The organism is Brevundimonas sp., from assembly GCF_046295595.1.
Classification (GTDB): domain Bacteria; phylum Pseudomonadota; class Alphaproteobacteria; order Caulobacterales; family Caulobacteraceae; genus Brevundimonas.
On the sequence record NZ_JBKBMX010000012.1, the window covers coordinates 1 to 21,258 of the forward strand.

The 21,258-nt window shown below is 70.3% G+C and carries 20 protein-coding genes, 1 tRNA gene and 1 pseudogene; 7 read left to right on the plus strand and 15 right to left on the minus strand.

The window, feature by feature from the left end; translation table 11 throughout:
- Positions 1–1,089, plus strand: a 1,089-nt coding sequence (locus ACK4JY_RS09345; RefSeq protein WP_409604982.1) for an FAD-dependent oxidoreductase, incomplete at its 5' end; no start/stop codon positions are given.
- 23 nt (positions 1,090–1,112) lie between these two features.
- Positions 1,113–1,535: a hypothetical protein gene (locus ACK4JY_RS09350; RefSeq protein WP_409604984.1), complete on the plus strand. Its 423-nt coding sequence runs from the start codon at positions 1,113–1,115 to the stop codon at positions 1,533–1,535.
- A 3-nt stretch (positions 1,536–1,538) separates the two neighbouring features.
- Here the strand turns inward: ACK4JY_RS09350 and scpA are convergent, their stop codons facing one another.
- Positions 1,539–3,680, minus strand: coding sequence for a methylmalonyl-CoA mutase (gene scpA / locus ACK4JY_RS09355; protein ID WP_409604986.1), 2,142 nt, complete (start codon positions 3,678–3,680; stop codon positions 1,539–1,541).
- Complete coding sequence (locus tag ACK4JY_RS09360; RefSeq protein ID WP_409604988.1) at positions 3,677–5,065, minus strand: methylmalonyl-CoA mutase family protein; 1,389 nt, start codon at positions 5,063–5,065, stop codon at positions 3,677–3,679. Before ACK4JY_RS09360 ends, scpA begins: the two co-directional genes overlap by 4 nt.
- Positions 5,066–5,298: 233 nt before the next feature.
- On the opposite strand from ACK4JY_RS09360, the gene ACK4JY_RS09365 reads away from it, so the two are divergent.
- Positions 5,299–6,012: a glutathione S-transferase N-terminal domain-containing protein gene (locus ACK4JY_RS09365; RefSeq protein WP_409604990.1), complete on the plus strand. Its 714-nt coding sequence runs from the start codon at positions 5,299–5,301 to the stop codon at positions 6,010–6,012.
- Here the strand turns inward: ACK4JY_RS09365 and ACK4JY_RS09370 are convergent.
- Genes ACK4JY_RS09370 through ACK4JY_RS09385 form a run of 4 tightly spaced genes read right to left on the minus strand, consistent with a single transcriptional unit; the run spans position 5,999 to position 10,167 of the window.
- Entirely contained in the window at positions 5,999–6,307 is a 309-nt protein-coding gene (locus ACK4JY_RS09370; RefSeq protein WP_409604991.1) for a hypothetical protein, read from the minus strand. The genes ACK4JY_RS09365 and ACK4JY_RS09370 overlap by 14 nt on opposite strands.
- 2 nt (positions 6,308–6,309) lie before the next feature.
- Positions 6,310–8,847 carry a cbb3-type cytochrome c oxidase subunit I gene (locus ACK4JY_RS09375; protein ID WP_409604993.1) on the minus strand — a complete coding sequence of 846 codons (2,538 nt, stop codon included), beginning with the start codon at positions 8,845–8,847 and terminating at the stop codon, positions 6,310–6,312.
- A complete protein-coding gene (coxB, locus tag ACK4JY_RS09380; RefSeq protein WP_409604995.1) occupies positions 8,844–9,806 on the minus strand; it encodes a cytochrome c oxidase subunit II in 963 nt (320 codons plus the stop codon). Before coxB ends, ACK4JY_RS09375 begins: the two co-directional genes overlap by 4 nt.
- Positions 9,796–10,167 (minus strand): c-type cytochrome, encoded by a 372-nt coding sequence (locus tag ACK4JY_RS09385; RefSeq protein ID WP_409604997.1) that lies wholly within the window; start codon positions 10,165–10,167, stop codon positions 9,796–9,798. Before ACK4JY_RS09385 ends, coxB begins: the two co-directional genes overlap by 11 nt.
- A 210-nt stretch (positions 10,168–10,377) precedes the next feature.
- Between ACK4JY_RS09385 and ACK4JY_RS09390 the strand changes: the two are divergent.
- Positions 10,378–10,830 (plus strand): annotated as a pseudogene (locus ACK4JY_RS09390) (c-type cytochrome); the annotation flags it as partial.
- A gap of 19 nt (positions 10,831–10,849) precedes the next feature.
- Here the strand turns inward: ACK4JY_RS09390 and ACK4JY_RS09395 are convergent.
- The 4 genes from ACK4JY_RS09395 to ACK4JY_RS09410 form a co-directional block, all read right to left on the minus strand.
- Positions 10,850–11,560 carry a cytochrome b gene (locus tag ACK4JY_RS09395; RefSeq protein ID WP_409604999.1) on the minus strand — a complete coding sequence of 237 codons (711 nt, stop codon included), beginning with the start codon at positions 11,558–11,560 and terminating at the stop codon, positions 10,850–10,852.
- Entirely contained in the window at positions 11,557–12,300 is a 744-nt protein-coding gene (locus ACK4JY_RS09400; protein WP_409605001.1) for a cytochrome c oxidase assembly protein, read from the minus strand. Before ACK4JY_RS09400 ends, ACK4JY_RS09395 begins: the two co-directional genes overlap by 4 nt.
- Positions 12,297–14,741, minus strand: a complete 2,445-nt coding sequence (locus ACK4JY_RS09405; protein WP_409605003.1) for a membrane-bound PQQ-dependent dehydrogenase, glucose/quinate/shikimate family — start codon at positions 14,739–14,741, stop codon at positions 12,297–12,299. The genes ACK4JY_RS09400 and ACK4JY_RS09405 overlap by 4 nt, the downstream gene beginning before the upstream one ends.
- 269 nt (positions 14,742–15,010) lie before the next feature.
- Positions 15,011–15,205, minus strand: a complete 195-nt coding sequence (locus ACK4JY_RS09410) for a hypothetical protein (RefSeq protein ID WP_409605005.1) — start codon at positions 15,203–15,205, stop codon at positions 15,011–15,013.
- 121 nt (positions 15,206–15,326) lie between these two features.
- Here ACK4JY_RS09410 and ACK4JY_RS09415 point away from each other — a divergent pair, with 121 nt between their 5' ends.
- Positions 15,327–15,545, plus strand: a complete 219-nt coding sequence (locus ACK4JY_RS09415; RefSeq protein WP_409605007.1) for a hypothetical protein — start codon at positions 15,327–15,329, stop codon at positions 15,543–15,545.
- Between the two features lie 2 nt (positions 15,546–15,547).
- Here the strand turns inward: ACK4JY_RS09415 and ACK4JY_RS09420 are convergent, their stop codons facing one another.
- From ACK4JY_RS09420 to cpdR, 3 genes are all read right to left on the minus strand, one after another.
- Positions 15,548–16,690 (minus strand): DNA cytosine methyltransferase, encoded by a 1,143-nt coding sequence (locus ACK4JY_RS09420; RefSeq protein ID WP_409605009.1) that lies wholly within the window; start codon positions 16,688–16,690, stop codon positions 15,548–15,550.
- Between the two features lie 56 nt (positions 16,691–16,746).
- Positions 16,747–16,821, minus strand: a tRNA-Val gene (locus tag ACK4JY_RS09425).
- 121 nt (positions 16,822–16,942) lie between these two features.
- Positions 16,943–17,302: a cell cycle two-component system response regulator CpdR gene (cpdR, locus tag ACK4JY_RS09430; RefSeq protein ID WP_055826880.1), complete on the minus strand. Its 360-nt coding sequence runs from the start codon at positions 17,300–17,302 to the stop codon at positions 16,943–16,945.
- A gap of 135 nt (positions 17,303–17,437) precedes the next feature.
- On the opposite strand from cpdR, the gene ACK4JY_RS09435 reads away from it, so the two are divergent.
- The gene (locus tag ACK4JY_RS09435) at positions 17,438–18,304 is read left to right on the plus strand and encodes an N-formylglutamate amidohydrolase (RefSeq protein ID WP_409605011.1); all 867 of its coding nucleotides are present in this window, start codon (positions 17,438–17,440) and stop codon (positions 18,302–18,304) included.
- A gap of 233 nt (positions 18,305–18,537) precedes the next feature.
- Here ACK4JY_RS09435 and ACK4JY_RS09440 read toward each other — a convergent pair whose 3' ends face one another.
- Positions 18,538–19,236, minus strand: coding sequence for a DUF599 domain-containing protein (locus ACK4JY_RS09440; RefSeq protein WP_409605013.1), 699 nt, complete (start codon positions 19,234–19,236; stop codon positions 18,538–18,540).
- A gap of 134 nt (positions 19,237–19,370) precedes the next feature.
- Between ACK4JY_RS09440 and ppa the strand changes: the two genes are divergently transcribed.
- The gene (gene ppa, locus ACK4JY_RS09445) at positions 19,371–19,928 is read left to right on the plus strand and encodes an inorganic diphosphatase (RefSeq protein WP_409605015.1); all 558 of its coding nucleotides are present in this window, start codon (positions 19,371–19,373) and stop codon (positions 19,926–19,928) included.
- Between the two features lie 21 nt (positions 19,929–19,949).
- Here ppa and ACK4JY_RS09450 read toward each other — a convergent pair whose 3' ends face one another.
- The gene (locus tag ACK4JY_RS09450; RefSeq protein WP_409605016.1) at positions 19,950–21,125 is read right to left on the minus strand and encodes an acetyl-CoA C-acetyltransferase; all 1,176 of its coding nucleotides are present in this window, start codon (positions 21,123–21,125) and stop codon (positions 19,950–19,952) included.
- Positions 21,126–21,258: the final 133 nt, after the last annotated feature.

Below are 21,258 nucleotides of genomic sequence, written 5' to 3' on the forward strand. Positions count from 1 at the left end.
GTCATCGGCGCGGGCATAGCGGGCGCCGCCCTGGCGCGCGCCGTCGCGGCCGCGGGCGCGGACTGCACGGTGGTCGAGGGGGCGGGCCCGGGCGCGGGGGGCTCGGGATTCCCCGCGGCCCTCGTCACCCCCCGGCTCGACGCCGGCGATGTCGATATCGCGGGGCTTCACGCCCAGGCCCTCGGCCGGGCGCGGACCCTGTATGCAGCGGTCCCCGGGGCGATCCTCGCCGATGGCGTGCTGCAGCTGGAGCAGGCGCCAAGGGACGCGGGACGTTTCGCCAGGGTGGCGGGGCAGGATATCTGGCCAGAGGGGGCGATGACGCCCCTGACCGCCGCCGATTGCGCCGGGCGGCTGGAGGAGCCGGTGGAGACCGGCGCCCTGATGATGCGCGACGCCTTCGCGCTGGCGCCCCGTCCGGTGCTGGAGGCGTGGCTGGCCGACGCCGGCCGGATCACCGGGGCCGTGGCGCGAATCGAACCGGGGCCGGCGGGGTGGCGGCTGCTGGACGGCGCCGGCCAGACCCTGCTCGAGGCGGAGGTCGTCGTGGTGGCCGCCGGCTGGGGCGCCGCGGCCCTCGCGCCCGCCCTGCCGCTGGCGCCGGTGCGCGGACAGGCGGACTGGGTGGAGGGGGTGACCGTCCCGCCGGTCGCCTGGGGCGGCTATGCCGTGCCGACCGGCGGCGGACTGCTGTTCGGTGCGACCCACGACCGGGGTGTGACCACGACCACGGCCGACGCCGAATCCGCGGCTCGCAACCTCGCAACTCTGACGGTCCGACTGCCGCGGCTCGCCGCACAGATTCGGACACTCGGCGAGAGCCAGGGCCGGGCGGCGGTTCGGGCGACGACCCCAGACCGGCTGCCGCTTGCGGGCGCCGTCGCGCCGGGGCTGTTCGTGCTGGGCGGGCTGGGCTCGCGCGGTTTCTGCGTCGCGCCGCTTCTGGCCGAGCACATCGCGGCGACGGTGCTGGACACCCCGTCGCCCTTGCCGGTCGCGCTCGCCGCCCGGGTCGATCCGGGTCGATTCCGATTTAACGACCCGCTTGCGGAACAGCCGTTGGAGAGCGAGGCTTCCGTGCAGGGCTGAGCCACATCGTCCGGAGATCGACCATGACCCGTCTGACTACTCGCGCCGCCCTGGCGGCCTTGGCCGTGCTGGGAACGTCCTGCGCACCGACCGCCGAGAGCGGCATCCCTGAAGATAGCGCCGCCGTTCAGCCGGAGCGGCAGTGCTTCAGCACCGACCAGGTGCGCAATTTCCGCGATGGCGAGCACGGCCAGCTCTTCATTCGGGCCCAGCGGGACCAGGTCTTCGAACTGAACACCTCGGGCGGCTGCTTCGATGTCAGCACCGCCAACAGCCTGGTCATTCTCGGCGACCCACCGCTTGGCGGGAGCCGAATCTGCACCGGCGACTGGGCCCGGATCGGCGTGCCGGGGTCGTCAGCGCCGGGCGGCGTCTGCCGCGCCCGGGTGGAGCGGGTGCTGACGGCCGAAGAGGTGGCGGCCCTGCCGGGCGCCCACCGGCCCTGAGGCTCAGGCCTTCTGGGCGTAACCCAGTCGAAGGTTCAGCTTTTCAATCAGGTCGATGGCGGTGTCGGCGATGACCGAGCCGGGCGGATAGACGGCCGCGGCGCCCATATCGATCAGGGTCTGGACGTCGGACGGCGGTATCACCCCGCCGACGACGATCATGATGTCGGGGCGGCCCAGCTTCTCCAGCTCGGCCTTGAGCTCCGGCACCAGCGTCAGGTGGCCGGCGGCGAGGGATGAGGCGCCGACGGCGTGGACGCCGCGCTCGACGGCCTCCTTCGCCGCCTCGGCCGGGGTCTGGAACAGCGAACCCGCAGTCGCCTCGAAGCCGAGGTCGCCATAGGCCGTGGCGATGACTTTCTGGCCGCGATCGTGGCCGTCCTGACCGAGTTTGGCGATCAGCACGCGCGGCGGGCCGCCATCGTTCTCGATGAAGGCGGCGACCATGCCGCGGGCGCGGGCGATCTTCGGGTCGTCGCCGGCCTCTTTCGCATAGACGCCGGAGACGGTCTTCACCGTGGCGACGTGGCGGCCGAAGGCGGCCTCCAGCGCGTCCGAGATCTCGCCAACGGTGGCGTAGGCGCGGGCGGCCTCGACCGACAACTGCAGCAGGTTGGCGTTCCCGCGCGCACCGGCGGTCAGGGCGTCCAGCGCCGCCTGCGTCTTCGCGTCGTCACGTTCGGCGCGGAGACGTTTCAGCTTGTCGAGCTGGGAGGTCAGGACGGCGGCGTTGTCGACCTTGAGCACCGGAATGTCGTCGATGTGGTCGGCGAGATATTTGTTCACCCCCACCACCGTCTGCTGACCGGTATCGATGCGGGCCTGGGTCTTCGCCGCTGATTCCTCAATGCGCAGCTTGGGCACGCCGGCCTCGATGGCCTTGGCCATGCCGCCCAGGGCCTCGACCTCGGCCATGTGGGCGCGGGCCTTTTGCGCCAGTTCGTGGGTCAGGCGTTCGACGTAGAAACTGCCGCCCCACGGATCGATGACCCGGGTCAGGCCGGTCTCCATCTGCAGCAGCAGCTGGGTGTTGCGGGCGATGCGGGCCGAGAAGTCGGTCGGCAGGGCGAGGGCCTCGTCGAGGCTGTTGGTGTGCAGGCTCTGGGTCTGGCCGCCCGCCGCGGCCATGGCCTCGATCATGGTGCGCGAGACATTGTTGAACACGTCCTGCGCGGCCAGCGACCAGCCGGAGGTCTGGCAGTGGGCGCGCAGGGACAGGGAGCGGGGGTCCTTGGCGCCGAATTTCGACACCGCCTCGCCCCACAGCAGACGGCCGGCGCGCAGCTTGGCCACCTCCATGAAATAGTTCATGCCGATGGCCCAGAAGAAGCTCAGGCGCGGGGCGAACCGGTCGATCGGCATGCCGGCGGCGACCCCGGCCTTCATGTATTCGACGCCGTCGGCGAGAGTGTAGGCCAGCTCCAGATCGGCCGAGGCCCCGGCCTCCTGCATGTGGTAGCCGCTGATCGAGATCGAGTTGAATTTCGGCGTGTGCTCGGCCGTCCAGGCGAAGATGTCGGAGATGATCCGCATGCTCGGCTCGGGCGGATAGATGTAGGTGTTGCGGACCATGAACTCCTTGAGGATGTCGTTCTGGATGGTCCCCGTCAGGGCGCTGTGGGCCACGCCCTGCTCTTCCGCGGCGACGATATAGAGCGCCAGCACCGGCAGGACGGCGCCGTTCATGGTCATGGACACGCTCATCTTGTCGAGCGGGATGCCGTCGAACAGGGTGCGCATGTCGTAGATGGAGTCGATGGCCACGCCGGCCATGCCGACGTCGCCGCGAACCCGGGGATGGTCGCTGTCGTAGCCGCGGTGGGTCGCCAGGTCGAAGGCGATCGACAGCCCCTTCTGACCGGCTTCGAGATTACGACGGTAGAAGGCGTTGGAGGCCTCGGCGGTCGAGAAGCCGGCGTACTGGCGGATGGTCCAGGGGTTGGACGCATACATCGTCGGATAGGGGCCGCGATGGTAGGGGGCGATGCCCGGCAGGCCGTGGATGAAGTCGAGGCCGTCGAGGGCCGAGGCGTCATAGGCCGCGGCGACGGTCAGGCCTTCCGGCGTGTTCCACGGCTCGCGCGCGGGGCCGGGGCCGGTGGGGCCGAGGTCGAGGGCGATTCTGGTGAAGTTGGGGGCGGTCACTGGCCGGCCTCCTGCGCTTCGAAGGACGCGGCGAGACGCATCGGGGTCAGGGGCTCGCAGGCATCCCCGCCGGTCCGGGGGGCGACGGGACGGTCGGGTTCGACCGGGGCCGGGCGGGGGTCGGCGTCGACGAATTTGGTCACGCCGACCATCTGGCTCGCGCCTTTGGCGAGGGCCTGCTCGAGCGTCTGGCGGGCGCGAGCGATGCGCGGCTGGATCACATGGCCGCGCAGGGCCTCGACGATCCCGCCCTCGGCTTCGATCTTCTGGAACTCGTCCCAACCGGCCTCGGCCAGTTCGCGGGTGCGCTGGTCGAGGTACCAGGAGCCGGCCGCCGGATCGTCGACGCGGCCGATGTGGGCTTCCTCCATCAGCACCAGCTGGGTGTTGCGCGCCTGACGGCGGGCGAAGGCGTCGGGACGGCCGCTGGCGCGCGAGAAGGCGTCCAGCACGACCGCATCGGCCCCGCCGACGGCGCCGGCGAACCCGGCCGCGGTCAGGCGCAGCAGGTTCGGCCACGGGTCGCGGGCGGACAGCATCCGCCGCGAGGAGCGGGCCTCGATGACGGCGGGCGTCTCGGCCCCGAAGGCGCGGCTGAGCGAGCGCCAGATCAGGCGCAGGGCGCGGATCTTGGCGAGGCTGTCGAAATACTCCTGATCCACAGCGACGCCGAGCACTGTCCCCTGCAGGGCCTGTTCGGCGCTCATGCCGGCGTCGAGGGCGGCCTTGACCAGCGCCACGGCGTTGGCGGCGACGAAGGCCAGTTCCTGACCGATCGAGCCGCCGGCTTCATGGACGACGCGGCCGCTGGCGAGGAAGAAGCGGGCTTCCGGATAGGCCCCGGCGTGGCGGGCCGCGGTGTTGGCGGCGAGGCTCAGGTGCTCATCCAGCGATCGCGGGGCGGCGCCGGTTTCGGCGAAGGCGGAGACCGGATCCATGTGGAACATCAGCTTCGCGCGGGGCGAGCCCTTGGCCGCGACGGCGAGGCCGTTGGCCGCTTCGGGGCCGTCCAGACCGGCGTCGAGACCGACCGGCGCCAGCTCCAGCGCCACGCCGTCGAGCGCGGCGGTCAGGGGGGCGGAATCGGCCAGCATCGCGCCCTTGAGCACGACCGAGGCGGCGCCGCCCTCGAGGTCGGCCAGCACCATCGCGTTGACCGCCACGGGCTCGTCGCCCTCGACCAGGGTGCGCAGGTCCCAGGCGCGGCCCTCGGCGTCGGACGGGCGGGGGGCGGACAGGGGCTGGACGCCGGTCGCCGCGCCATAGAGCGGCCGGACCGCCAGATGGTCGGCGTCAAGGTGGATCAGGCTTTCGATCGGCCGGTCCTTCAGGGCCTTTTCGGCGAGGGCCTTCCAGTCGGCGGGGGACGGGGTCGGAAAAGTCATGCGTCTCCAATGCCCGGCCGGGCCGGCAGGGTCCAGCCGAGGCCCCGAACCAGACTCAAAACAGAGTCCAAAGAGTCCGGAGAGTCCAGATAGTCGGAGAGTCCGTTTCGTCCGGTCATCAGGCTGACCCTAGCAGACGACTGCGTCAGAATCGGTCGCATCGATACGCCACCGCTGCGGTTGCGATTGAGTCCTTCCCACCTACATCCGCAGGGAAACAGCAGGAGCCCCCGATGGCCGACCTTTCCGCCTTTCCGATCACGCAGCGCTGGCCTGCCCTGCATCCCGACCGGTTGCAGTTGTATTCGATGAATACGCCGAACGGGGTGAAGGCCTCGATCATGCTGGAAGAGACCGGCCTGCCCTATGAGCCGCATTTCGTCGACATCGGGAAGGACGAGACCTGGGGGCCGGAGTATCTGTCGCTGAACCCCAACGGCAAGATCCCCGCAATCCTCGATCCCGACGGCCCGGACGGACAACCGCTGGCCCTGTTCGAGTCGGGGGCCATACTGATCTATCTGGCCGACAAGACCGGCCAGCTGATCCCGACCGACGCGGCCGGCCGCTATCAGACGATCCAGTGGGTGATGTGGCAGATGGGCGGGCTGGGGCCGATGTTCGGCCAGCTGGGGTTCTTCCACAAATTCGCCGGGCGCCAGTACGAGGACAAGCGGCCGCTGCAACGCTATGTCGCCGAGTCGAGGCACCTGCTGGGCGTGCTGGACGCCCGGCTGGAAGGCCGCGACTGGGTGATGGACGACTACACCATCGCCGACATTTCCATGCTGGGCTGGGTGCGCAATCTGATCGGCTTCTACGAGGCGCGCGAGGTCGTCGAGTTCGACACGCTGAAGAATGTCCCGGCATGGCTGGAACGTGGTCTGGCCCGACCGGCGGTGCAGCGCGGGCTGGAGATACCCAAGCGGCCTCTCAATAGCCGATGAGGGTCGGCAGGGCCTGCCAGACGATGGCCAGGGCCGATATGCCCCCGCCCAGCAGGGCCAGCTGGTCGCCGAATCCGACGGAGGGTTCGGCGGGCCGGCGCACACGGCGGGCGGCGGCGTAGGTGATCGCCAGCGCCACCAGCAGACAGGCGGCGCTGAACCCCAGGCCGATCATGCGCCAGACCAGGTCGTCGGCGCTGGTGACCACGTCGCCGAGGCTGGCGATGGCGTAGACGCCCATGAAATGGATCGTCCAGACGATCAGTCCGCCCAGCATCCAGAGCCAACGCCCCATGCTCAGCCCCCCGGGAACAGGCGGGTCAGCACGGTCGCGAAGGCGCCCTGCGCAGCCGAATAGACGATGAACAGGGCGATGATGTCGCCGGTCGTGGGCCGGTCGGCCTGCATATGTCCGGCCATGCCGCGCAGCACGATGTACAAGCCCATGACGCCCACGATGGCGGCGAAGAAGCCCTGCCAGGCCAGCAGGACATAGACGGTCGCGCCCTGGGCGTTGACCTCGGGCCGCAGGCCGGTGTCGAGCCAGGCGCGGATGTCCGTGACCAGGGCGGCGGTGATCAGGGCGGCGGCGGCGACCATCAGCAGGGTGGCGAACAGGCCGCTGCGACGGCGGTCCAGACGCAGCGTCCGGCACGAGGCCCAGGCCAGAAGGGCGGCGGCGGCATAGCCGGCCAGGACCACGGCCATCGACGCCAGTTCCGGCGGCGGGGCCCACATGTCCGGGCTCCGGCTCCACAGGAAGATGTAGCTGAAGCCCATCAGCGCGGCGACCATTCCGCCCACCACCAGGGTGATGACGGCGGCCCACCAGCCGTGACTGGACGGCCCGGTGACATAGGTCGGGATCCTGATCCCGGCCCCGATGTCGGCGGTCTTCTGCGCGTGCGGCCGGTCGAGGAACCAGCACCACTGGATGATGCAATAGAGCGCCAGAACGCCGCTGATCATCGACGGCACATAGGCCTTGACCGTCAGCAGCAGGAACAGGCCGGCGGTGAAGACGGCGCCCCACAGCGGCCAGCCGGAGGGCTTGGGTATCCGCTGCAGATACTGGGGCTCGGCGTTGAGGGTCGAGGTGACGATGGTCTCGCGCTCGCCGGTGGCGCTGTTGGGCAGGAAATAGCGGCCGGCCTCGACGTCGCGCGCCAGGTTCGGCTGATCCCACAGCGGATAGCGGCTGGTGACGATGGGGACCGAGCGCACGGAATAGAGGCCGGTCGGCAGCCATTCGAGGCCCGGTCCGCCGTAGACATTGCCGGCGTCGCGCGGGCCGAAGGGGCGGAAATTCCGCGCCATGTCGATGATCCAGATCAGCACCGCGAGGCCGAAAACAAACGACCCGACGGTCGAGATCATGTTGGGCAGGTCCCAGCCCCGGTCCGGCAAATAGGTGTAGACCCGCCGCGGCATGCCCATCAGCCCGGTCAGGTGCATCGGCAGGAAGGTCAGGTGCATGCCGGCGAACATCAGCCAGAAGACCCATTTGCCGAGCCGCTCGCTGAGCGGACGGCTGCTGGACATCGGCAGCCAGTAGTAGATGGCCGCGAACATCGGGAAGACCATGCCGCCGATCAGCACATAGTGCAGGTGGGCGACGATGAAATAGCTGTCGTGGGCCTGCCAGTCGAACGGCACCATGGCCACCATGACCCCGGTCAGCCCGCCCATGGTGAAGATGGTCAGGGCGCCGAGGATGAACAGGCCGGGCGTGTTGAAGCGCATCCTGCCCGAGGCCGCCGTGGCGATCCAGGCGAACACCTGCACCCCGGCCGGGATCGAAACCGCCATCGACGCCGCCGAGAAGAAGCTGGTCGAGATGGTCGGCATGCCGGTGGTGAACATGTGGTGCGCCCACACGCCGAAGCTGATGAAGCCTGTCGCCAGCATGGCCAGCACCACCAGCCGGTAGCCGACCAGCGGGGTCTTCGCCACGGCCGGGATGATGGTCGACATGGCCCCCGCCGCGGGCAGGAAGATGATGTAGACCTCGGGGTGGCCGAAGAACCAGAACAGGTGCTGCCACAGCAGCGGATCGCCGCCCTTCAGCGGATCGAAGAAGGGCCAGCCGAAGGCCCGTTCGACCTCCAGCAGGGTGGTCGACAGGATGATCGACGGGAAGGCGATGATGATCATGCAGGCGAAGATCAGCATCGCCCAGGCGAAGATCGGCATCTTGTCCAGGGTCATGCCGGGGGCGCGGTTGCGCAGCACGCCGACGATGATCTCGATGGCCCCGGCGATGGCCGAGATCTCGATGAAACCGATGCCCAGCAGCCAGAAGTCGGCGTTGATGCCCGGTGAGAACTGCAGCGAGCTGAGCGGCGGGTACATGAACCAGCCGCCGCTGGGCGCGAGGCCGAAAAACAGCGAGGCGAAGAAGGCGAGGCCGCCGATCAGATAGGCCCAGAAGGCATAGGCGCTGAGCCGCGGGAACGGCAGGTCGCGCGCGCCCAGCATCTGCGGCAGCAGCAGCACGCCCAGCGCCTCGACGGCCGGCACGGCGAACAGGAACATCATCATCGTGCCGTGCACGGTGAAGAACTGGTTGTAGGTCTCCTGCGGCAGGAAGCCGCTCATCGGCATGGCCAGCTGGGTGCGCATCAGCACCGCCAGCGACCCCGCCAGCACGAAGAACAGCATGGCCGCGCCGACGTAATAGACGCCGACGATGTTGTTGTTGATGGCGGTGAACCAGCCCCAGCCGCGCGGCTTGCACCACTGCGCCTCAAGCGCCTCCAGCTCGCCCTCCGGGCGTTTGCCGGTGGTCGGGAAGCGGTCGTAGAGGGCCGGGTCGAAGCCGGTTTCGCTCTTCACTTGAGGCTCTCGAGCCAGGCGGAGACGTCGCGCAATTCCTGACCCGTCAGCACCGGATAGGCCGGCATGCGGTTGCCGGGCTTGATCGCCTGGCTGTCGGAGATCCAGCCGGCGAGGGTCCCCTGGTTGTTGGGCAGGATGCCGGCGCCGAGGGTGCGGCGCGAACCGACGTGGCTGAGGTCCGGTCCGGCGAGGCCATTGAAGGCGGTTCCGGCCACCGTGTGACAGGCGCCGCAGCCGGCGCGGTCGAAGACCGCCGCCCCGGGATGGGGCAGACTCGCCGGGGCGGCGGGGGCCGCCTGCTTCGCCCGCCAGGCCTCGAAGGCCGCAGGCTCGTGCGCGACGACGACCAGACCCATCAGGGCGTGGGGACCGCCGCAGTATTCGGCGCACTGGCCGCCGTAGACGCCGGGGGCGTCCGCCTGCAGCCGCATCAGGTTGCGGCGGCCGGGGATCATGTCGACCTTGCCGCCCAGCCGCGGGACCCAGAAGCTGTGGATCACGTCGGCCGAGTCAAGCTCGAACACCACCGGCTGACCGGCCGGGATGTGCACCTCATTGGCGTCCTGCACCAACTCGACGCCGTCGGCGTCCAGATAGGCGACGCGCCACCACCACATCTCGCCGGTGACCCGGACCCGCAGCTCGCCGGGCTCCGGCTCCTGCGTCAGCTGCGAGGTCAGGCCGAGGCCATAGACCAGCAGGGCGCTGAGCACGACGACCGGAAAGGCGAGGCCGCCGATCCAGATCAGCTTTTCGCCGCCCAGCCGCTGGCGCCAGCGGCGCGGGCCGAACAGGGCGACGCCGAGGGCGATCAGAACGATCAGCAGCACCGCCCCGGCCATGGCGAACAACACCCAGGCGAGGGTGTTCAGCGGGCCCGCGAAGGGGCCGGCCGGATCCAGCGCCGGCGGCGGCCAGCCGGCGATGCCCTCGGGGGAAGCGGTTTCAGCGCTCATCGAGCGTATACAGCCAGGCCGCGATATCGCGGGCTTCGGCTTCGCTGATCGGGCTGGGGGGCATGCCGGTGTCGGGCGACAAGGCCGGGGGATCGATCAGCCAGGCCGTCAACACCTCGGGCTGGTTGGGCAGCCGGCCCGCGATCATGGAACGGGCGGCGAACCCTTCGAGCGGCGGGCCGGCCCGGCCCTGCGGCCAGGCGATGCCCGGGATGGCGTGGCAGGCGGCGCAGCCGACCCGCTCGACCACCTCCAGCCCCCGCGCAGGATCCGCGCCGGCGATGGTCCGGGCCGGCTTCGAAGCCTCGCCGCACGCGCCCAGAAGGAGGGCCGTCAGCGACGCCCACACTCCCGCGCTCATGCTGTTGGTTGATCTGGTCAGCCATCCTGCCCCTTTCGGGGAACAACCCGCGCTCAGCGTCACGGTTCCAGGGGAACCGCAAAGCTCGGCCGGGGTTGGGCTGAGGTGCGCCTTCTCCCCGTCCTTCTCGCCTTCGGGGCCGTCGCGGCCTGCTCGCCCGCGACCAATCAGACCGGCGAAGCCTTCACCGCCACGGGCGAGATCATCGCCATGAGCGGCGGTGAGGGCGGGCCGGCCAACGCCTGTTTCAGCTGCCACGGGCGCGACGGCGGCGGCGATGGCGTCAGCGTGCCCCGGCTGGCGGGCCTCGACGCCGGCTATCTGCAGAAGCAAATGTCGGACTACGCCAACGATCTGAGGGCCGATCCGGTGATGACGCCGATCGCCCGCTGGCTGGACGACGAGGATCAGCGGGCCGTCGCCGCCTGGTACGCCGCCATGCCGCCGCCGTCGAAGATCGATACGGGCGCCGCGCCGCCGGACATCTATCTGAACGGCGATCCCGCGCGCGGCGTGACCGCCTGCGCCAGCTGCCACGGGGTCGAGGGCCTGGGCGTCGGCGCGGGCAATCCGGCGATCTCAGGCCAGCCGGCCGCCTATACGGTCGACCAATTGCAGCGTTTCCAGCGGGCCGAGCGCCGTAACGATCCGCGCAGCGTCATGACCGACGCCGTGGCCGGGCTCACCGATGGCGAAATGCGGACCATAGCCGCCTGGCTCGAGCGGTCACCCACTGCTCCGCCGCCAGCCAGCGACGCTGCCAGCGCGTCCGCGGCCCGGACTGCTGCGGAAGGATCGGCAGCATCCCGTGAACCACGTCGTCCCGGTCGATGAAATGGTGCTTGAGCGCGGCTCCGACATGGATCGGGATCAGCGCCACCAGGGCAAGAACCAGACCCCAGTGCATCCACTCCGCGACCGCCTCGATCCGCCAGCGCTGAAGGGCGGCGAGGTCGCCGAACGGCATCAGCGGCCACGGGATCAGGCCGACCAGCGCCAGATCCTGTTCGCGCGCCGTGGCCGAGATCATCGCCCAGCCGGTCAGGGGCAGGCCGAACAGGCAGGTGTAGAAGACATAGTGGGTGGCGTGGGCCGCCATGCTCTCCCACCCGGGCTTGTCGGCGTCGTTGATGGGCCCCGGCGCCAGGGTGCGCCACGCCAGCCGCGCCATGACCAGCACCAGCATCAGGACGCCGATCAGATAGTGCAGATCATGCGCCGCGACCTTGTTGCCGCCGACCGGCAGCCGGCCCATCCACCAGCCCCAGAACAGCTGGAACAGGACGAGGGCGGCCATGGTCCAGTGGAACACGATCCCGACCGGGGAATAGCGGCCCTCGTCGGTATGGCCCGCCGCCCATTCGAGGACGTTGCCGATCAACCGGTCGATCATGCCGGGCTCGGGTCGGCGTCGGGGCGGGCGTCGGGCCCGATCCAGCCCCCCAGCACGAGCAGGGCCGCGGCCAGATAGACCGCCGCCGCCGGGGCCCACATGATCAGGCCGGCCGCCTGCTGGTCTTCCAGCGGACTCAACCCCCAGGCGGCGGTGGTGTGAAAATGCGGGGCGTAGACCGGCTGGCCGGTGAAGGTCAGCAGGGCGCCGAGCAGGCCCATGGCGACCATGGCGATCAGCAGTGCGGCGACGGCGGCCGGGGCGGAGGCGCGGCGCACGGCCGTCCAGAACCACGCCGCCGACCCCAGCAGGCTGAGCTGCATCAGCCAGTAGACGCCGTCGTTCGACAGGGCGGCGCCATAGGCCGCCGGTGCGTGCCACGCCCAGAACACCCCCGCCTGCACCGCCGTGGACAGGGCCAGCGATCCAACGCGGGCGCGCGGCAGGGCCCAGGCGATCAGGGGCGCCGAGACCGCCACCAGCAGGACGTGATGCACCGTCCGCGCCGCGAACAGGCTGGAGCTCAGGGCGCACAGGGGCGAGACGAAGATAATGGTCAGGACAAACAGGGCGGCGGTTCCGAAAACCCGCTCTCGTCCCGAGGTCCGCAGCAGGACCAGCGCCAGTCCGATCGCCAGGGCGACGAGCAGAACGGGGTCGAGGTTCCAGCGCCCCAGCCACTCGCCCGGCCCCGGACCCGGCCCGCAGTAAGGCGCCCAGATGGATGCGGCGGAGCTCATCGTTCGGGCAAGGCGTAGGCGATGAGATGGTCTCCGGGCGGCGTCTCCATGAAGTGGTGCCCGCCCGCCATGATCACGAGATACTGGCGCCCGTCCTGCTCATAGACCATCGGCCCGGCCTGGCCGCCGGCCGGCAGCACGTCGGACCAGACCGTCTCGCCAGTCTCGATGTCGATGGCCCGGATCAGGTCGTCGGTCGTGGCGGCGATGAAGATCAGTCCGCCGGCGGTGACCACCGAGCCGCCGTTGTTGGGCGTGCCGATGTCCAGCGGCAGCATCGACGGGATGCCGAACGGGCCGTTCTTGCGCGCCGTGCCCAGCGGCCGGTCCCAGACGGTCTGGCCGGTGCGGATGTCGATGGCGCGGATGCCGCCGTAGGGGGGCTGTTTGCACAGCATGCCGGTCGAGCCCATCCGCCAGCCGGCGTTGACATCGATGGCGTAGGGAACGCCGACCTGCGGATCGCCCGCGCCCTCGGCGCCGCCGGATTCGGCCTGCGGATCGCCGTGCGGCGCCCAGCCTTTCGCATCGGCCTCGGCGCGCGGGACCAGCCGGTTGTAGTTGGGCATGTCGTTGTAGTTGGCGATGATCCAGCCGCGCCGCGGATCGACCGCCACCCCGCCCCAGTCGGAGCCGCCGTTATAGCCGGGATACTGGATCCAGCGCCGGTCGCGGGTCGGCGGCGTATAGATGCCGTCATAGGCGGCCTGGCGGAAACCGATGCGGCAGATCATCTGGTCGATCGGCGACATGCCCCACATGTCGCGCTCGGTCAGGTCGCGTTTGGCGAGGGTGTGGAAGAGGGAGAAGGGTTGGGTCGCGGCGCGCTCCCGCGGCTCGACGCCGCCCTGCGGCGCCGGCCGCTCCTCGACCGGGGTCAGGGGGCGGCCGGTGCGACGGTCAAGGATGTAGAGGTCGCCCTGTTTGCTGGGCAGGACCAGCGCCGGGAACACGCCGGCGGCCGTCGTGTAGTCGATCAGCGTCGCCTGCGAGCCGAGGTCGTAGTCCCAGACATCCTTGCGCACGGTCTGGAACGACCAGGCCGGGCGGCCGGTGTTGACATCCAGCGCCACCATCGCGGTGGCGAAGCGGTTCTCGGCCTCGGAGCGGTCGCCGCTGTAGTAGTCGGCGGCGGAATTGCCCATCGGCAGATAGACATGGCCCAGCTGTTCATCGCCCGAGGCGATGGTCCACATATTGGGGGTGCCGCGCGTATAGGTATCGCCCTGGGCCGGGCGCCCGCTCAGGTCCGGGCGCGTCATGTCCCAGGCCCAGCGCAGTTCGCCGGTGACGGCGTCGAAGCCCTGGATGACGCCCGACGGCGCCGAGTTGTACTGGCCGTCCAGCACCTGATGTCCGGTGACGATCACGCCCTGGACGATGGTCGGCGGGGAGGTGATCGACACCATGCCCGGGATGACGTCGCCCATGCCGACCTTGATATCGACCGCGCCATTGGTCCCGAAGCCGGCGCAGGGACGGCCGGTGCGGGCGTCGACGGCGATCAGCCGGCCATCCAGCGTGCCTTCGATGATGCGCGTGGCGCAGGCGGCGGGCGTCGCCAGGGCGGGGGTCGACGGCGCCGGGGCGTCGCCAGCGGGGGTCGTCGGCGGGGATGCGCCGGTCTCGTAATAGGCCACGCCGCGACAGGCGGCGGTGTATGGGATCCAGTCGTCCGAGACCTGGGGGTCATGGCGCCAACGCTGGCGACCCGTGCGGGCGTCGAGGGCGATCAGGATATTCCGCGCCGTGCACAGATAGACGGTGTCGCCAATCTTCAGCGGCGTCGTCTCGGCGCCCCATTTTTCTTCCGGCGTGTCGCCGGTGCGGAAGGTCCAGGCCCGCTCCAGTTGGCCGACGTTCTCCGGGGTGATCTGGGTCAGGGGCGAGTAGCGTCGCGACGCCTCGGTGCCGCCATAGGCCGGCCAGTCGGCGCCGGCGGCGCGGAGCGAGGGATCGGACATGGCGGCGATGGCCGCGGCCTGGACGTCAGCGGGTTGCATCGGCCGGTTGACCTGGGCCACGACCACGCCCGAGATCAGGGCGCCAATGACGAAGATAGCGGCTCCGCCGAGGGCGAGTCGCCCGCCCTTGCGTCTGTCGAGCACCGGCAGGGCGGTGATCACCAGGGCCAGCAGGACGGCGGGCGCGATCACCCGCGGCACCAGGGCCCAGCCGTTGAGCCCGACTTCCCACAGCGCCCACAGGACGGTCAGGACGAAGACAGCGATGTAGACCCAGGCGCCAATGAGCTTCAGTCGCCACAGCAGGACGCCGGAGGCGATCAGACCCAGGCCGGCCAGCAGATAATAGGGGGACCCGCCCAGCGACAGCAACCAGACGCCGCCGCCGGCCAGCACCAGGCCGATGAGCGCCAGCAAGGCCGCGAGGATTCGCACCGCGATGGCCCCGGCGCCCCTGCTCTTTTCGACTCCCGGCATGGCTCGCCCCTGTCCAGCTTCACCGGCGTGAACCGGCGAGGAGCGGGCGGGTTCCGATTTTTCCGGGTCAGCCGGGGTGTCTCAGGACCGGCGTTCGCTTTCGGCGTTGGTGGAGGCGTCGTCGCCGGAACCGGAGCCCGGTCCGCCGGCGGAGGGCGGCCTGGGCGATTTCTGGCGCGGCGCCGCGCCGGCCTCGCCGACCCGCTGCTGGCCAAGGCCGGCGTTCTGATGGACTCCTCGGCCCTGATCGGGCGTGTTTTCGCCCGCCATCAACGTCGCCCGCCGAGTTCGCGCTGGAGCTCGCGGAAGCCGGTTCCGACCCGCGCCACCGCGAGGCGCGCCGCCTCGGGCGTGACGGCGAAGGTCTTGGCCAGTCGTTGCAACTCGGCGTCGTCGACGGGCAGGCCCGCGCCGGGAGCCCACGCCGTTGAATCGGGGGCCGGCGTGTTCGACACGGTTTCCATGGCGCGGCCCTCCTCAAGACCTGTGACGGAAACTCGGGGCGACGGTTTTGGGTCCAGTGTCGGGTCTCCGACACGGCGGGCGGCGGTGGAACCTCGTCGCCCGCCCCGCCGTTCGCTCGGCATGACCCGCAAACCTGACGACAAGACCCCTGCCCGAACCGCCGCGCGGTCGTCCGGCCTTGTCGTCGGAGGTCGCGGCGGCCCGGAGGACGAGCTGCTGGAGTCCGGGCAGGAGGAAGTCTTTTCCCGCAGCGAGGTCGAGAGCGGGCGGATCGAACATCAGGCCAGGGCGGGCGGATCCAGCGACCACGACGCCGACGAGCGCAAACGCCCGGACTGACCTCAGGCGGCCTGACGCGCTCCGGCGGCCGCGGCCACCAGCGGCTCGAACAGATGACGGGCGAGGTGGCGAACCACCGGCACCGCGACCCCGTCGCCGGTCAGGTGATAGGCGTCGCTGTAGTTGCGCGGCAGGGCATAGGCGTCCGGCAGGCCCATCAGCCGCGCCGTCTCCCGCGCCGAGATCAGCCGCGAGCGCACCCGCGGACCGTCGACGACGAGGATGATCTGGCGGCTCGATCCGCCGCCCGGGGTCCGCAGGCAGCCGGCGACGTCGTCGAACCGCACCTCGGCGCGCTGCACCTTGACCCCGCCTTCGACCCGCGTCCGGCGGTAGACCCCGCCGACCATACGGCGGCCGGCGCGCCGGGCCGCCTCGACCTTGGCGGCGTTGACCGGCGACATCTGGTCCAGCAGCCGTCTGGTCTCCGCCTGATTATGCCAGCCGACGCTGTCGGGCGCGTCCTCGATCAGATCGGCGAAGGTCTCCGCCCGGCGCGGCGGCGTGGGCGGGTTCCACCACAGCGAGCGGTCGCGCACCATGTTCGGCAGGGCCGCCGTCGCCCGCCGCACCGCGCGGGTGTGGAACGGCTCGACCGGCTCCGGCGACAGCAGGTGCGGCGCGATTTTGACCCCCTCGCGCGCGCCGACGACGAACAGCCGCGGCCGGCTCTGCGGCACGAACAGCTCGGCGTTGATGACCAGGGCGCCGTAGCGGTAGCCGGCTTCGGCGAAGGTCCGGCAGATGGCCTCGAAGTCCCGCCCGCCATGCGAGGTCAGGGTCCCGCACACGTTCTCGACCGCCACAAGCGGCGGCGCGCGGCCCTGATCGATCAGGCCGCGGATCACGTCCCAGAAGGCGTGGAAGGTCCCGGAGCGGGCGCCGTCCAGCCCGGCGCCGGTTCCGGCCAGCGACAGGTCCTGACAGGGGAAGCTGCCCCAGACCAGGTCCGGCCGGCCCGGCAGGGCGGCCGCATCGAGGGCGCGGATGTCGCCGACGGTCAGCTCGCTGCCCGTGCCCCAGTTGGCCTGGTAGGCGAAGCCCTTGCGGGCGTCGAAGTCATTGGCGAACAGACAGGTCCAGTTCGCGCCCAGCCCGGCGCGCACCATGCCGCCGCCGGCGAAGAACTCATAGAAGCTGGGCAAGGCATCCCCGAATCTGCAGCGGCCCGAAGGCGACACATTGGAGTGTAGGGGAGGAATGGTGGACGCGACAGGGATTGAACCTGTGACCCCCTCGATGTCAACGAGGTGCTCTCCCGCTGAGCTACGCATCCGCCAAGACGGTTCCGGACAGGTCCGGAACGGGAAGGAGCGGTCTATAACCCCTGAGGGGCGCGGACCGCAAGGGCGAAACCGTGGCGATTCGTTCTCAAGATCATGGCGCCGCACATGGGCTCAGGCGGCGGCGACCATCCGCTCGACCTCGCCGACCAGGTCGCGCAGGTGGACCGGCTTGGACAGCACCTTGGCTTGGGGGCTGGCCTGGGCCGCTGACAGGGCCACGGCGGCGAAGCCGGTGATGAACATGATGCGGATGCCGGGCTGACGGGCGGCGGCGACCCGGGCCACCTCGATGCCGTCGGCGCCGGGCATGACGATGTCGGTCAGCAGCAGGTCCCACGGGCCCTGGTCGAGGGCGTCGATGGCGTCGTCGCCATTCTCGCAGTCGACCACGGAATGGCCCGCCCGTTCGAGCGCCCGGGTCAGGAATCCGCGCAAGGAGTGGTCGTCCTCGGCCAGAAGAATGCGCGCCATGTCTGCTTTCGCCCCGTCTTGTTGACCGCAGGCTAGACCGGATCGGTAAACCCGCCATGAAAATCCCCCGCGCGGCGAAGCGGACGGGGCGCCCGAACCTGTGGATCAATGCGCGAAACAGGCTAAGGAGCGGCCATGGCGGACGCTCCTGAACCCACCACAGAGCCGGCGGCGTTCACGGTCGTCGCACCCGCGAACCCGGCCCGGTTCGTGTTCGCATCGCCCCATTCGGGACGGCACTATCCGGCCGACATGGCGGCGGCGGCGGGGCTGGAGGCGCCCAGCCTGCGCAGCGCCGAGGACGCCCTCGTCGACCGGCTGATCGCCCCCGGTCTGGAGCGCGGGGCGGCGCTGCTGCTGGGCGGATGGGGCCGGGCCTATGTCGATCTGAACCGCGATCCCGAAGACCTCGACCCGGTCCTTATAGACGGGCTGGAGGGCCGGACGGCCTCGCCGCGGACCGCGGCCGGCTATGGCGTTCTGCCGCGCCTGACCGGTGACGGCCGCCCGCTGTATGACCGGCGACTGGGTCTCGAAGAGGTTCGCGACCGGTTGCGGCGGGTCCATGCGCCCTATCATGCCGCCCTCGGCGAGCTGTTGCAGGCGGCGCGGACCGGGCATGGCGAGGCGGTGCTGGTCGACTGGCATTCGATGCCGTCGCGGGCGACCCGCGGGAGCGGCGGGGCGCGCGGGCCGGATGTGGTGCTGGGCGACCGACATGGATCGTCGTGTTCGGCGGACCTGACCCGGCGGCTGCGCAAGGCGTTCGAGGCCCTCGGCTGGCGGGTGGCGCTGAACCAGCCCTATTCCGGCGGCTGGACCACGCAGATCTGGGGCCGGCCGGCCGACGGCTTTCACGCGGTGCAGATCGAACTGAACCGCGCCCTGTACCTCGACGAGGCGACCCTCGAGCCGGGTCCGGGCTGGTCGCGCTGCGCCCGCGGGGTGAGCCGGGTGATCGACGATCTGCTGTCCGGACCGTCCGGCTTCACCCGGACATAAAGAAAGCCGCGCCCGAAGGCGCGGCATTAAAGTCTTTAGGGAGGAAACGCCCAGGAAGGGCATGACGCCCGGAGGCGTCGAAAATCAAGCTAGTGTGCGGTGCACAAATCGTCAACCCGATATTTCGCACCCGCGATCACGCCGTGTAACGGCAAGCTTATTCCGGATAGCGGTCAGGTAACCGGTTTCAAGGGCGTATTTCACCCCGAGACGTGAGCGCGTGCGAAACAAGCTCACCGCCCGGTCAGATGCGGCTCCAGCAGGCGACGCGCCGCGCGCACGGCCCGCGCCGCCGGCGAGCCGACCTGGCGCCAGACCAGCAGGCAGAAGACCACCGCCACGCCCAGGGCGAGCCAGTGCGGTCCGAACAGCCAGGCGGAGGCGGCGAGGGCGAAATAATAACCGCGCACGCCCTGGCTGAAGGCGCTCAGCGCGGGATTGAGCAGATTGGCCGCGGCCTCGCCCAAGGCCACCCGGTCCGCCTCGGTATGGACCTCGGGGGCGGCCCCGATCAGGGCCAAGGCGTAGTTGAGCTGGCGAATCGACCAGATGAAGTCCAGCAGGCCGCGGGCCAGACAGAGCAGCACCAGGGCCAGCTTGGCCTCCAGCACCCGGACCGGGACGGCCTCGGCCCCGACCGAGGCGAATCCCTCCAGCGCCTGCTCGCCGCCGAACAGGACACTGGCCACGGCGGCGATCAGCAGCAGGTTGGTCGAGGCGAAGAAGCCGCCGGAGTTGATGGTGTGACCCATCAGCTGGCTGTCGACGATGCGCACCTCGCGGTGGGTCATGACCCGCATCCATGCCCGCCGGACGATGATCATGTCGTCGTTCAGGGAGCCGACGCGGCGCGCCAGCACCGCCAGCAGGGGCCCGTAGCCGAGCCAGCACAGGAAGAAGAGGGCCAGCGCCAGACCGTTCGAAATCGTCATGACCGCTCCTTTTCGCGCCCCGGCCTGTCGTGCCGCGTGGAACCGGCCGGGGCAAGTCCGCCTTGCTTCCGGCGTGTTGCGAGCCTATCACGCCCGCCTCCCCGTATCGCACTGCACCATGGACGAGACCCGTCATGAACATCGACGCCATTCCCGCCGGCCCCAACCCGCCCTGGGACGTCAATGTGATCATCGAGATCCCGCAGGGCGGCCTGCCGGTCAAATATGAGATGGACAAGGCCTCGGGCGCCCTGTTCGTCGACCGCTTCCTGCACACCGCGATGTACTATCCGGGCAACTACGGCTTCATCCCGCACACCCTGTCGGACGACGGCGATCCCTGCGACGTGATCGTGCTGAACCCGACGCCGGTGGTGCCCGGCTGCATCATCCGCTCGCGCCCGATCGGCGTGCTGAAGATGGAAGACGAGGCCGGCGGCGACGAGAAGATCCTCGCCGTGCCGGTCGACAAGCTGAACCCCTATTACACCGACATCGCCAGCTACCGGCAGCTGCCGGCCATCCTGGTCGAGCAGATCGAGCACTTCTTCACCCGCTACAAGGATCTGGAGAAGGGCAAGTCGGTCACGGTCAAGGGCTGGGGCGACGCCGGCGAGGCCGCCGAGCTGATCGCCATCGGCATGCGGGCCCACCAGGACAAGCTGAAGGCCAAGGCCGCCAACGCCGCCTGACGCCGTCGCGGCGGGGCTGGATCAGTCCCGCTGGACGCACATGGCCACGCCCATGCCGCCGCCGATGCACAGGGTGGCTAGGCCCTTTTTCGCATCGCGGCGCTTCATCTCGTGCAGCAGGGTGGTCAGGATGCGGGCCCCCGAGGCCCCGATCGGGTGACCGAGGGCGATGGCCCCGCCGTTGACGTTGACCCTGTCCGGGTCGAGGCCGAGTTCACGCAGCACGCACAGCGACTGCGCCGCGAAGGCCTCGTTGGACTCGACCAGATCGAGGTCGGCGACGCTCCAGCCGGCCTTTTCCAGCGCCTTGCGCGAGGCCGGGATCGGGCCGGTGCCCATCACCGCCGGATCGACCCCGGCCGTGGCCGAAGAGACGATGCGGGCCAGCGGCTCGAGCCCGCGCGCCTTCGCCTCGGCGGCGCTCATCAGCACCAGGGCGGCGGCGCCGTCGTTCAGCCCCGAGGCGTTGGCCGCCGTGACGCTGCCCTCCTTCGAAAAGGCCGGGCGCAGCTTCTCCATAGCCTCGAGGGTCGCGCCGTGGCGGATGTATTCGTCCTTGTCGACGACGAGGTCGCCCTTCTTCGAGGCGATCGTCACCGGGGCGATCTCGGCGTCGAAGCGACCGGCCTTCTGCGCCGCCTCGGCCTTGTGCTGGCTGGCGACGGCGAAGGCGTCCTGGTCGGCGCGGCTGATCTGGAAACGTTCGGCGATGTTCTCGGCCGTCTGGCCCATGTGATAGCCGTTGAAGGCGTCCCACAGGCCGTCGCGGATCATGGTGTCGATCAGGGCGAGGTCGCCCATCTTCTGGCCGCCGCGCAGCTGCTGGGCGTGCGGGGCCTGGCTCATGCTCTCCTGCCCGCCGGCGACGACGATGCGGGCGTCGCCGAGGGCGATCTGCTGGGCGGCGATGGCCACGGCGCGCAGGCCCGAGCCGCAGATCTGGTTCAGGCTCCAGGCCGGGACCTCCTTCGGAATGCCGGCGCCCATGGACGCCTGGCGGGCCGGCCCCTGCCCGGCCGCGGCCTGCAGCACATGGCCGAGGATGACCTCGTCGACCTCGTTGGCGGCGACGCCGGCGCGCTCCAGGCCCGCGCGGATGGCGACCTCGCCCAGTTTCGCGGCGGGCAGGCTGGACAGGGCGCCGAGGAAGGAGCCGACAGGGGTGCGGGCGGCGGAGACGATGACGACGTCGGTCATGGGAAAACCCGGGGAGGAGTCTTGGGGAGGGCCTGCATCTAGGCCCATCGAGGCGCCGCCGCCAGAACCCCGAAGCGGCGGAGGGCATTGTGGCGCCCGCGCCGCAGCCGTCCGTTATCGGCGCCTGTTCAGG

Bases quoted from the DNA above. Each gene is read 5' to 3' on its own strand.
- cpdR (WP_055826880.1), bottom strand. From the start codon at position 17,302: ATGGCGCGCATTCTTCTGGCCGAGGACGACCACTCCTTGCGCGGATTC.
- ACK4JY_RS09400 (WP_409605001.1), bottom strand. From the start codon at position 12,300: ATGAGCTCCGCCGCATCCATCTGGGCGCCTTACTGCGGGCCGGGTCCG.
- ACK4JY_RS09360 (WP_409604988.1), bottom strand. From the start codon at position 5,065: ATGACTTTTCCGACCCCGTCCCCCGCCGACTGGAAGGCCCTCGCCGAA.
- ACK4JY_RS09410 (WP_409605005.1), bottom strand. From the start codon at position 15,205: ATGGAAACCGTGTCGAACACGCCGGCCCCCGATTCAACGGCGTGGGCT.
- ACK4JY_RS09415 (WP_409605007.1), top strand. From the start codon at position 15,327: ATGACCCGCAAACCTGACGACAAGACCCCTGCCCGAACCGCCGCGCGG.
- coxB (WP_409604995.1), bottom strand. From the start codon at position 9,806: ATGAGCGCTGAAACCGCTTCCCCCGAGGGCATCGCCGGCTGGCCGCCG.
- ACK4JY_RS09365 (WP_409604990.1), top strand. From the start codon at position 5,299: ATGGCCGACCTTTCCGCCTTTCCGATCACGCAGCGCTGGCCTGCCCTG.
- ppa (WP_409605015.1), top strand. From the start codon at position 19,371: ATGAACATCGACGCCATTCCCGCCGGCCCCAACCCGCCCTGGGACGTC.
- ACK4JY_RS09405 (WP_409605003.1), bottom strand. From the start codon at position 14,741: ATGCCGGGAGTCGAAAAGAGCAGGGGCGCCGGGGCCATCGCGGTGCGA.
- ACK4JY_RS09370 (WP_409604991.1), bottom strand. From the start codon at position 6,307: ATGGGGCGTTGGCTCTGGATGCTGGGCGGACTGATCGTCTGGACGATC.
- ACK4JY_RS09395 (WP_409604999.1), bottom strand. From the start codon at position 11,560: ATGATCGACCGGTTGATCGGCAACGTCCTCGAATGGGCGGCGGGCCAT.
- ACK4JY_RS09435 (WP_409605011.1), top strand. From the start codon at position 17,438: ATGGCGGACGCTCCTGAACCCACCACAGAGCCGGCGGCGTTCACGGTC.
- ACK4JY_RS09440 (WP_409605013.1), bottom strand. From the start codon at position 19,236: ATGACGATTTCGAACGGTCTGGCGCTGGCCCTCTTCTTCCTGTGCTGG.
- ACK4JY_RS09385 (WP_409604997.1), bottom strand. From the start codon at position 10,167: ATGAGCGCGGGAGTGTGGGCGTCGCTGACGGCCCTCCTTCTGGGCGCG.
- ACK4JY_RS09350 (WP_409604984.1), top strand. From the start codon at position 1,113: ATGACCCGTCTGACTACTCGCGCCGCCCTGGCGGCCTTGGCCGTGCTG.
- ACK4JY_RS09450 (WP_409605016.1), bottom strand. From the start codon at position 21,125: ATGACCGACGTCGTCATCGTCTCCGCCGCCCGCACCCCTGTCGGCTCC.